General features: G+C 38.4%; 8 protein-coding genes. 1 reads left to right on the plus strand and 7 read right to left on the minus strand.

The window, feature by feature from the left end:
- Window positions 1-29 precede the first annotated feature (29 nt).
- Window positions 30-5,699, minus strand: coding sequence for an alpha-2-macroglobulin family protein (locus ACK4R1_RS00460; RefSeq protein ID WP_409682115.1), 5,670 nt, complete (start codon window positions 5,697-5,699; stop codon window positions 30-32).
- 130 nt (window positions 5,700-5,829) lie between these two features.
- Complete coding sequence (locus tag ACK4R1_RS00465; RefSeq protein WP_409682118.1) at window positions 5,830-6,273, minus strand: nucleoside deaminase; 444 nt, start codon at window positions 6,271-6,273, stop codon at window positions 5,830-5,832.
- 37 nt (window positions 6,274-6,310) lie between these two features.
- Between ACK4R1_RS00465 and ACK4R1_RS00470 the strand changes: the two genes are divergently transcribed.
- Window positions 6,311-8,104: a 1-deoxy-D-xylulose-5-phosphate synthase gene (locus ACK4R1_RS00470; protein WP_409682121.1), complete on the plus strand. Its 1,794-nt coding sequence runs from the start codon at window positions 6,311-6,313 to the stop codon at window positions 8,102-8,104.
- Between the two features lie 109 nt (window positions 8,105-8,213).
- On the opposite strand, the gene ACK4R1_RS00475 is transcribed toward ACK4R1_RS00470, so the two are convergent.
- The 5 genes from ACK4R1_RS00475 to dinD form a co-directional block, all read right to left on the minus strand.
- On the minus strand, window positions 8,214-9,548 hold the full coding sequence (locus ACK4R1_RS00475; RefSeq protein ID WP_409682124.1) for a deoxyguanosinetriphosphate triphosphohydrolase: 1,335 nt from the start codon (window positions 9,546-9,548) through the stop codon (window positions 8,214-8,216).
- 62 nt (window positions 9,549-9,610) lie between these two features.
- Complete coding sequence (locus ACK4R1_RS00480; RefSeq protein WP_409682127.1) at window positions 9,611-10,060, minus strand: GNAT family N-acetyltransferase; 450 nt, start codon at window positions 10,058-10,060, stop codon at window positions 9,611-9,613.
- 1 nt (window position 10,061) lies between these two features.
- The gene (locus tag ACK4R1_RS00485) at window positions 10,062-10,562 is read right to left on the minus strand and encodes an RDD family protein (RefSeq protein ID WP_409682130.1); all 501 of its coding nucleotides are present in this window, start codon (window positions 10,560-10,562) and stop codon (window positions 10,062-10,064) included.
- The gene (locus ACK4R1_RS00490; protein ID WP_409682133.1) at window positions 10,563-10,784 is read right to left on the minus strand and encodes a hypothetical protein; all 222 of its coding nucleotides are present in this window, start codon (window positions 10,782-10,784) and stop codon (window positions 10,563-10,565) included.
- A 76-nt stretch (window positions 10,785-10,860) separates the two neighbouring features.
- A complete protein-coding gene (gene dinD / locus ACK4R1_RS00495; protein ID WP_409682135.1) occupies window positions 10,861-11,703 on the minus strand; it encodes a DNA damage-inducible protein D in 843 nt (280 codons plus the stop codon).
- Window positions 11,704-12,039 lie beyond the last annotated feature (336 nt).

A 12,039-nucleotide genomic window follows, 5' to 3' on the forward strand; every position in this document is an offset into this window, starting at 1 on the left:
GCTTGCTTGGCGTCTTTGCGGTTAACCTTTTATTTTACCACTTCTACCCATTGACCTTTGGTACGCGCCAAAAACTCGTTGTCGTACATCGCTTCGCATTGCAAGCCCGGCAAGTAATATTTACCCAAATACGAGGCATTCAACAAGATTTTAAACTGACGGGTTTCGGCGGCTTTTAAACTGAAATAGTAATTCGCACGGTCGTCACGAATGTCGATATAATCGGCTACATTGCTGGTTGCATCACCAAAATCAGTATAGCGCGTATTCACAATCTCAAATCCGGAAGGCAGAATTTGTGACAAAGCGATATTTTCTACTCTTTCGTTTTTGCGATTCGTCAAAGTCACTTCGGCATAGAATTCGGTTCCTTGTGCGATTTTCGAAACGTTTATCGCTTTGCCTTTTCGGTCTTTGAAAACCACATTGGCTGCTACATTATTCTGAACCACTTTCTCGCTTCCGACCGGAAGAATACCGCTATTCAAAACACGAACAAACAAGGTATTCTTTTTATTGTTCTTAATTGAAACCGAATTGTCGCCCATTTTCACACTCAAATCTCGTTGGGCAATCGTTTTGTCAGTTGTAATGACTTCCGATTTTCCGGTATTGGTGTACGAAATGGAAACGCCTTTCTGGCCATTAGACTTGGCAAATTTTGCCATAGCATACAAACCATAAGCGGTAGTTTGTGTGCTCATCCATTGTTGACTCGAAAGGCTTTTGGCCAATTTCGTCGCCATGGCAAATGCTTTGGGTTTTTGGTCTAACAAAACCAAGGTTTCCAAGGCCATTGCTCTGTTTCTATCGGCTGAACCATAGTAATAATAGTAATAATTGTTGTCTGTGGCTTGCTCATCAATGAACGATTTACTCAATAAAGACATTCCAGCGGCATTTTGCTTTACCAAGGCATAACTCGCGGCCAAACGTAATTTGCTTTCGTTAGAAATACCAACCGTTTCACGTAATCGGTTCATCGAAGCCAAGTCGGCTGAACCGGCTAAGGCTAAAGTGTACAAACGATACGCCTGCGCAAAATCATTGCCGTACTGTTTTTCGTAACGCCATTGCTTGGCTTGTTTTTGTTGGTAACTAATCCATTTGGCTTTGAAATTAATCGGTAACAAATAGCCTTTTTTCTCGGCTTCAATCAAGAAATGTCCGGCATAAGTTGTTCCCCAATCATCAGTATCAGAATTGCCAGGCCAATAAGATAAACCACCGTTGGCTTGTTGGAAATTGCCCAATCGTTGAATTCCGGCGGAGACATTTTTCTGGATTTTTTGTTTGTAAGTCGCATCCAAATCCATAATCTCTGTCAAATACAATTGTGGAAATACCGACGAGGTCGTTTGCTCCACACAACCGTGAGGATATTGGATCAAATAATTCAATCTTCTTCCGAAATCGACGGTTGGCACAGAAGAAACTTCCATTTTAGCTTTATTGCTTCCGCTTACGCCAAAGGTTTTCCATGAAATTGTTTTAGAACTGTTCGGCGGAATCACAACATCAGTAAAGTCATTTGTCACCGGATTAGGATTGGTCACATCTATTTCAACTGTGTAAGTCGATTTTTCTTTGCCTGAAGTCGCAATAATGTCTATTTTTCCAATGCCTGTTGTGGCACCAACTTCTAAATTGAAGTAAGCCATTTTCTCATCAGGTTCAGTAAAAGCAACTATTTGACTGGCGTTTCCAACGACTCTGACACTATTATTGGTTTTGATTTGCAGTGTGACATTTTTGATGTGTTTCTCAGTTGCAAAAAGTGTTACCGGAATAGTCACTTTCTCTGAAGGCGAAATTTTTCTTGGTAACGAAGCCAAAATCATCAGTGGACTTTTGACTTGCGTAGCTTTTTCGGCCATACCGTAAGCACTGGTTTTGGCATCGGCAGCAACGACCATCGTCCGAACCGAACCAATATATTTCGGCAATTTAATTTGGTGCGTTTTGGAACCGCCATTCAATTCAAATGGTCCAAGATACATGACGACCGGTTTGAAACGATTCGCTTTTTTGGCTTTACTACCGCCGGCATCAGCATCACCACCGATGCTGAAAACTTGGTTGACTTTTCCGCCATAGGCACCAATGATTTGGTCATAAATATCCCAAGTTCTTACGCCTAAAGCTTCACGAGTGTAGAAACTTGTCCAAGCATTTGGGGTTTTGAAACGGGTTAAATCTAATAAACCTTCATCGACAACCGCGATGGTATAAGTCATTCTTTTGCCTTTCTTTTCAGAAACTTTGACGTCAATTGTTTGCTCCGGACGCAAGACATCAGGCATGGAAAGAACAGGTTCCAAGACCGTATTTTTATCAACTACTTCTATCGGAACGATGCCGTACATTCTGATAGGCGAATCGTTTTTGGTGGAAGCGTGTGGTTGCAATAAGGAAATATTGATATAGACATTTGGCGCCATGTCACCGGTGATTGGCAACTCGACTGTAGTTTCCCCTTTTTTGGTTTTGGTCCAAATGGTTTTCAAAACTTTAGTTCCGTTTTCAATGGAAATCATCGCTCTTCCGCCTTCACTCGACGGGAAGAAGATTTTGGCTTTGTCGCCAACGGCATAATTCGTTTTATCAGTAGAGAATTTCAACATCGTAGCCGATTCTCCATCGGTGCTTCTGCTTTTGGCGGACCACCAAGGCATATCGATATAGACTTTTACTCCGGTAGCGTGACCATCATTCGGGTCAGTTACACGGATTAAATAATTGCCCCAATCCTCATCGGGAACGACAAAGGATATGCTTCCTTTTCCGGACGCATCAGTATTGGTATAGAAATTTTTGTACCCAATTGTTGAATTAGAAGTATTATAGTTCGACAAATTGTCATTGGAAGCATCCCACCACCAACGCGATTGTAAACGGTAAACGCTCACTTGTAAATTTTTAACCGAACGCGGACGACCGTTTTCATTTACGGTTACGATATCGAAACGATTGCTTCTGCCGGTTTCAATCATGCCGTATTTATTCGGCTCCGGTGATTTTACTCCGACATAAGTTTGGTATGGTGAATAAGAAGTTGAAGCTACATCGGTGCTCACATCACCGCCGTTTTCATACACTTTAGTTATGAAAGCAGCACGCAACATTCCGGGTGCTTGACCTTGAATACTTGGTTTAATAGGAATAGAAGCGCGACCTTGCGCATTGACTTTTCCGGAGAAAATATTAATCTCTTCGGTGTAGAAACTTTTCATTGGATCATCAAAAACGTATTTGTCAAAACCTTTGAAAGTAGTTACCTGTTGCGAGAACTTAGCTTGCACTTCCGTTTTTAAATCTTTAGCGACAGCGCCGTGAAGCCATAACACTTGGATGTTATTTACGTTGTCTTTGCTTGCTGAAAGAATGGGCTCGTTGAAACTGTTTTTGATTTTTAAACGATTCGGTTTGATGGTTTCAATTTTGATGCTTTTGTAAAAACGAGCACCACCAATACTGATTACGGCTTCCCAATTTCCGGTAATGTCTTCGGCTTCGGTTGGAATGATAAATTTGTAATGATTAAGGTCATTCAATTTTTGCACTGCTTCGTAAACGGTTTTGCCGTTCGGATCATTCATTTTTAGTTTAATCGGATGTGATGCCGGCAGTTTATTCGCATTATCATTTAAAATAAAAGACAAATATACGGTATCGCCCGGGCGCCAAACGCCGCGCTCACCATAGATATAGCCCTTCAAACCTTTTTGTAATCTTTCGCCTGAAACATCGAAGTTACTTACAGACAAAGACAATTCATCATCCAACTTTACATAAGTACTTTGGTCACCATCGTTAACTATAGCGAAGTAAGCGTATTTCTCTAATTGAAAAGAAGCTATTCCATCACTATCCGTGGTTGAAGAAGCTATTTTTTGTTGTTGGTAATTGTATAAATCAACTTTAGCTCCACGAACGGCTTCGGTAGAAATGATATCACTTACCGCAATCACTATAGATTTATCGGTACCGCGTTTGGCAATTACGCCTAAATCACTGGCTAAAATATTAGTCCCTAATCTCGTGTTGTAGAAGTAATAATCCGAGCATGGATCTTGGCTTTCGCGCCATTCGTAATCTTGTTCATAGTAATAGTCATATCCACTATTGCTGTAATTCACATCATTTTCATCAACTTCTTCATCGTTATTGCTTTCCTCATAATAGCCTTCGTCTTCTTCGTCCTCTGAAGTAGTTTGCGAAGTACATTTGTACATTGAATAGTCCTTTTTATACGAGAATTCCACACGGTAAATCGCTCCGGGTTCCGGTTTGATGATTTTGGAAAGGTCTAAAGCATAGGTATTCCATTTGGTGTAATCGATGAGATTATTTTGTTTTAATTCGATTTTAGATTTCGCGATAGATTGACCCACTTGTCTCAGATTTCGAGTGCCGTTGAGTTCATTATTTTGCAAAAACTGTAGTATATTATTTTTATAGATTTTGAAAACCTTTACATCTACTGCATTCAAATTCGCGGCTTCAAAATTGATTTTTAGATTATTAGAACTTGGTAAAATAGTCCCACTTTTTAACAACTTTACACCTGGTTTGATTTGGTCAAACTGTAACCTTTCAGAATAATTATTTTTCATTTTAAACCCATCGATATTTTCAATTCCTTGAAAAACTTCAATCAATTTAGTTCCTGAAAAACCGGTTTCTGAAGATTGAACTGCCTCAACAATTTCCTCAAAAGCAGCAGCAACTGTATCAACTGCTGTTGAATCATACACTTCTTCGACAGCGACCGCCACTGATCTTGAACCTTTGTCAATTTTAGAATCGGGTTCTTTATTGTAAAATACTTTCAGTACGTTACCCATGGTAGCAAACTTCAAATTACTGGTGTTTTCAATCGCTACTAATCCTTTGAAATCTTGGTCTTTTTTTAATGGATCGGAAAAATTAATCAGTACCGATTGGTTATTCGCATCGCCGACTTCAATCTTTAAAACCTTAAATTGATTTTTACCCGGAACCGGGAATTTGGCGACGCCTTTTTGGTCGATATCCACATCATCTCCATCCCAATTGATAAGGATTTCCGTGTCATCGTCAAAACGTTGAATACTGTCGATTATGAATTTGAAATCGGTAGCCGTACTAACAGCTTTGTCGAATTTGATTTTGAGTTTTTTGTCGTTTTGAGTAGCTTCGATTATCTTTTGAGCTTCTTCAAAACTAAGATTGTCGGCCGTTTTTAAGTTCCCATGTAAATAATACCAATCTTTACTGTAGGATTGCAAATCCTGAGTATTGACTATAAAATCCTGTTTGATGGTTTTTACCGAAAAGTTGAAATCCTTGAGTTCTTTCGGCACTTTGTTAGTGATGTCCGATAGATGTAAAGTGATTTGGTACAAAGTATTTTGTTCCAATTTGTCTTTGGGAATAAACGCAATAGTATTTGGCGATAAGGCGACCACCTTTCCTTTCACTCTGGGTGAAATATCGAATAAATCTTCGTCTAATTCCTGATTGGGTTTCCAATCGCTTTTGTTGAATGCCAATTGGACCCTAAAATCCGAATTGACCGAGACAAATCCCGATGAAAATCCTGTAATGTAATCTTTGTAGAGTAATGGATCTGAATCAAAATCGGAAGCCGATTTTTTAGAACAGGATTGCAATAATAAAATTGCAACAAGCAAACCGAGAATCTTGCTGGTTTTCATCGTTTAATAAGAGATTATTTGTTAGAACTTATGCCTTGGAAAATTTTTCCCAATTAGCATTATAACGTTAAAAATATTAAATTATTATTTACGTGGAGGAATATTTTTTAGGAATATTTTTCTTAACCTTTTATTTGCGTTTGGAAGCAAAGAAACGCACCATTAAATCGGAAGCTTCTTGGGCCAAAATCCCTTTAATTACTTGGGTTTTAGGATGGAGTTGAGTGCCCAAATTTTGAAAACCTCTTTGCTCATCCGAAGCACCAAAAACCACTTTGGAGATTTGACTCCAATACAACGCACCGGCGCACATTTGACACGGTTCCAAAGTGACATATAAAGTACAGCCTTTTAAGTATTTGCCGCCGATAAAATTCGCCGCCGATGTTATTGCTTGCATCTCCGCATGCGCAGTTACATCATGGAGCATTTCGGTGAGATTGTGCGTTCGAGCAATGACTTTATTATCGATTACAATTACGGCTCCTACCGGAATTTCGCCTTTTTCAAAAGCCAGTTCTGCTTCTTGCAAAGCTTTCTTCATAAAATACTCGTCGGTGAAAGGGTTTTCCATAAAACAAAAATACAATTTCAATTCGTACATTTGTGGCATGTCGAAAAAATTGCTTGAACAGATAAACAATCCCGCAGATTTGCGAAAATTAGACGTGGCTCAATTGCCCGAAGTGGCCAAAGAGTTGCGCGAGTTTATCATTGATATTGTTGCTGTAAAAGAAGGTCATCTCGGCGCGAGTTTAGGCGTAGTAGAATTAACGATAGCTTTGCATTATGTGTTCAACACGCCCGAAGATTTGTTGGTTTGGGATGTTGGCCATCAAGCTTACGGACATAAAATTTTAACCGAAAGGCGACAAAAATTTGATACCAATAGACAATTGGGTGGCCTTTCGGGTTTTCCTAAACGGAGCGAAAGTGTTTATGATACTTTTGGCGTAGGCCATTCTTCCACGGCCATTTCTGCGTCTTTGGGTATGGCGATTGCTTCCCAACTCAAAGGCGACAACAAACACCATATTGCGGTTGTAGGCGATGCTTCGATTGCGAGCGGAATGGCGTTTGAAGGTTTGAATCATGCAGGTGTTACCGATGTGGATTTATTAGTAATTTTAAACGATAATGCTATTGGAATTGACCCAAGCGTTGGCGCTTTAAAGAACTATTTGACTGCAGTCAAAGAAGGTAAAAACCCGAAGCAAAACAACATGATTAAATCGCTTAATATTGATTATTCCGGTCCGATTGACGGTCATGATTTGCCTACTTTGATTAAAGAATTAGAAAGGCTTAAAAAAGTTAAAGGTCCGAAATTCCTGCACATCATAACCACCAAAGGCAAAGGTTTGCAAAAAGCCGAAGAAGACCAAGTAAAATACCATGCGCCGGGAAAATTTGATGCGGCTACGGGAGAAATATTAAAAAAATCGGAAGAACATTTACCGCCGAAATTTCAGGATGTGTTTGGATTGACTTTAGTAGAATTGGCCAAAGCCAACCCAAAAATTATCGGAATTACTCCGGCAATGCCGAGCGGCAGTTCGATGAAATTCATGATGGAAGCTTTCCCGAAACGCGCTTTTGACGTTGGGATTGCTGAGCAACACGCCGTAACGCTTTCGGCCGGAATGGCGACCCAAGGCATGGTGGTTTTTTGCAACATTTATTCGACTTTTTTGCAACGCGCTTATGACCAAGTGATACACGACGTCGCTTTGCAAAACCTGCCAGTGATTTTTTGTTTGGACCGAGCCGGATTAGTAGGTGAAGATGGTGCGACGCATCACGGGGTATTTGATATTGCTTACTTACGTTGTATTCCGAATATGATGATTTACGCACCTAAAGATGAAATCGATTTACAAAATATTTTATACACCGCTTCTTTAGGATTGAAACATCCGATTGCGATTCGTTATCCTCGTGGTCGTGGGAAAAATGCGGATTGGAAACTGCCGACGGATTTTCAAAAAATTGAAATCAGGAAAGCGCAAAAGTTGAAAAAAGGCAAAAAAGTAGCGATTCTTTCTACCGGAACGATTGCGTACAATGTCGCAGTTGCCTTAGCTGAAATAGAAGATGACGGTCATTTTGCGCATTATCATTTTGGGTTTATCAAACCTTTAGACGAAAAGAAATTACATAAAATTTGTGATAAATTCTCCACGATTATTACCGTGGAAGATGGTGTAACTACTGGTGGTTTTGGTAGCTCTATCTTGGAATTTGCTGCCAAAAACGATTATGTCAATGAGATTTTCCTATGCGGCGTGCCCGATTATTTTATAGAACATGGCACGGTTGACGAGCTGCAACAATTCTGCAACATTGATGTCGATGGTTTAAAATCGCTTTTTGCTACTTTATTGGAAGAAGAGGAAGAAGATTAGATTTCAAAGCTATTCATCTTCTTTTGTGGCTTTGAAACCTATTGATTCTTTGTGGTTCAAAACTTATTAACCACAAAAGGAACAAAGAAAAACAAAGACTCAAAGAAACTTAAGCCGTCACTATTTTATTCAACTGCACCGCTTTTCCATCGGTTAGCATCGAGATGAAATGGCAAATGTGCAACAACCTGTCGTACAAACTTTCTTTTTCCAAATGGTGCTTCTCCGGAAGAATTTTCATTAACAACTTATCGTAATTGGTGGCTTTTCCGTCATAAGTATTGTTGTAAGCCGTGATGAATTTGTCCAACAAATTGTTGATGATTTGGTAACCCGAAAGCTCTTTTTCAATCACTTCCCGACTTTGGTAAATGTTCTTTACGCTGAGTTTAATAATATCATCCATTTGGGCTTTGTACTTGCTTTTGTCGGTTAAAGCGAAATGGAATTTCCCTTGCAAAATGGCTTCTTCATTTTCGACAAATACCCGAACCGCATCATTGATTAAGTTGCCAATGGCTAACGCTCGCAAGTAACTTATTCTGTCTTCTTTAGTGGTTAAGGTTTGGTATTTCGCGGCATCAATGGTGTCTTTGACTAATTTGATCAAATATTCTAAAGCGTAATCTTCGGAAACTAAGCCGAGATTGATTCCGTCTTCAAAATCGATTATCGTGTAGCAAATATCATCGGCGGCTTCGACTAAAAACGCTAACGGATGTCTTTCGTAACCAACATCGTCTCCTATTTTGTTGGAAATCATGCCCAATTCTTCGGCCACTTCTTGGAAAAAAGCCACGTCGGATTGGAAGAAACCGTATTTTTTATCGGCTATATTTTTGGTGGGTTTTTTAGGTAAACTTTCCTTCGGATATTTGGTAAAAGCGCCGAGTGTGGCATAAGACAAACGCAAACTGCCTTCAATTCCGGGACGCGAACTCGTTAGCACTGAAAAACCGTTGGCATTGCCTTCAAAATCGATTAAATCTTGCCATTGTTTGGGCGTTAGTTGATCTTTGTATTGTTGTCCTTTTCCAATCGAAAAATATTCTCCAATAGCTTTTTCACCCGAATGTCCGAATGGAGGATTGCCAATGTCATGTGCCAAAGCCGCTGCAGCGACTATCGCTCCGAAATCATTCATGTGATAACCGTGGATTTCTTTGAGATACGGATATTTTTCGATGATTTTTTTACCAACCAATCTTCCGATGGAACGCCCAACAACCGAAACTTCTAAACTGTGCGTTAATCGCGTGTGCACAAAATCGGTTTTCGACAATGGAATCACTTGGGTTTTGTCTTGTAAACTGCGGAAAGCCGACGAAAAGATAATACGGTCATAATCGACTTCAAAGCCGAGACGTGTATCGTCTTGTTCGATGCGCAATCTTTTGCCGGTGTCGCCTTGGCGTTTTAGAGATAAAAGTTGTTCCCAGGTCATATGATTTTTGATTGAAGATTAGAGATTTTTGATTTATGAAGTTTGAAAACCAAATATACTGATTAAATTATTTTCTTCATGCAAACGCTGTTTTCAACGCCTATGTATTGTCCGAAATTCTCTGTGATTTCGTAACCCAGTTTTTGGTATAAACCGATAGCGTCTTTTTGTAAATAACCGGTTTCGAGTATGGCGAATTTGTAACCTTCTTCTTTGGCCCAAAGTTCTAGTTCGGCTAAAATGGCTTTGGCAATGCCTTTTCCGCGATGTTCGGGCAAAGTATACATGCGTTTGATTTCAGCGGTTTCGGAGTCGTATTCTTTGTAAGCACCAATGCCAACTGCCACTTCATTTTCATAACAAACTAATGCATTTTTGAGCAAATTGCTTTTATTAAATTGGGCATAAAAACCGTGATCTTCTCCGTCGAGAATTTTCAAATAAGCATCAAGTTGTATGACCAAATGGCCAAAATCTTTGTTATCAGAAGTTGTTCTAACCATTGCAATCATATTATTCTTCGTTATGATTTGATTTTGGTTTGTAAAACAATCGTTTTTCTTCTTCTAATGCTTTTTTATCGACTACATACGTTTTGGACAAGCTGTCGTGCCAAGTTCTTGCCGGAAAACCAATGATGGATAATGCATTAAACGGAATCAATCGGCATAAAGAACGCACCATAATCATTTCGCTATTGGGTTTTTCACCGTTTTGATCAACTACAACTGTTTGGGTAATCCATTTTCCGACTGTTCTTGCTGAGAATATTTCAAAAACATTGTAGTAAAATAACGCTATACAAGCTGTGAAAGTATATTGAGCCAAAGTATTGGCAGGCAAATTAGTGATAAAGCTCTTATTTCCATTTGACTCTGCTATAGCTACAGCGAAAACCAATGCAATAAAAAGCAAAACAACTTGGATAATTGTATCGATTAACAAATTTAGAAACCTTTGACCATGAGAAGCTAAAAGTTCCTCGGATACGGTAAACTGCTTTCGATGTTCCATCTATTCTTTCTGATTGGCCAAAAAGAAATTTCTGGATTTCTTTGGATATTGATTGAAACTTTTATCACTCGGATTGGCAATCACGGTTTTGATATTGATTTCATCTCCAACTTTGAAACTCGCTTCGGTGTATTTATAATCCAATAAATATTCGCCACAGAAATAATTGCCGTCTGCGTCTTTTTCTATGATTCCGGTGTAAACTCCTTTTTCTTTTGACATGGTAATTCTATTTGTTTCAAAAGTAGTTAAAATGAAAACAGCTATCAAGTTGACAGCTGTTTTTTACTAACTAGATTTAAGATAATTTATCTGGATTTTTACTTAGGTTAATTGTTTCAGAATTAACCCTTCTTTCTAGCTTTTTGATATCTTCTTCAGCTGGAACATTTTCTGGAACGATTTCTCTTTCTAATAAAAGCTTTCGAACTCCTTTATTATTTTTCACATGTTCATTTGAAATTGAACTCTCGCTTGCTAATCCTTTTCCTTTTGTATTATAAACAGTTATTTCTGTAGCAAAATCTTTAGCTTTTATAATAATAGTTGGTAAAAAATCAGCCAAAGGTCTATTATCAGGAATTCCAAGCTTTTTTTTCATTTGATTCGTATTTCTACCTCCAAAAAGAGCTTGGTCTCCTTTGCTTCTAATTATTCCAAAGTTCTTATCATTGCCTGTTTTTTCATAAATAAGTTCTGAAAGTTCTTTTTCAGACGATGTCAACTTTTGCCTTGCATTTAATCTTTCCCAATCATCTATTCTTTTGGCTATTACCTCAAATTTTCGTGTTTGTATTGCAAAATAATTTTGCGCAAAAGCAATCTCTTCTTTTCTTGGGTCTCCATTTTGAGCAACTAAATAACATGCATATCTAGTTAACATTATATCATCTATTTCTCTATCGGTCCCTGAACCAATTGGAACCATTTTGTTGACGTCAACAAAATGGTCTGAAATTAGATTTCCAGAAGCTTCACAAGAAGTTTTTGCTTTTAAAATTACTTTGTTGAAATTTCTCCATTCAGAATATCCCAATAGATGTTGAATATCTCTTGCAAACCAAAACTCTATTCCGTTCTCTGTCGTTTGTGAATGATCTTCGAAATCATTTGTCAAACTCTTAATCAATTCATTCTTCATATTTGCTTAATATTAATATAATTTAGTTAAAAAAGGGAGTTATTACTAACTCCCTAAAGTTTAAACTACTTTTTTTTAGTGATACTAACAGTAGTTCTTGGATGACTTGCTGCATAGCTAGGCTTAACGTATCTACCGGTAACTGCGCTTCTGTATCCAACTGTGGTTGGTTTCTTTGTACTCATCTTGTGTGTATTTAGAAATTTATACTAGAGAAGTCCTTTTTTTACCAAATTATGTTATATTTGCTTGTCAAAACTTAATAACTTTTTGGCTGTAGAATAGAACTTCAGTTATATTATCTACATTCTTAAAAAAAGCTTCAACTGCAATTGA

Origin of the sequence: Flavobacterium sp. (assembly GCF_046293665.1) — a bacterium.
Taxonomy (GTDB): Bacteria; Bacteroidota; Bacteroidia; order Flavobacteriales; family Flavobacteriaceae; genus Flavobacterium.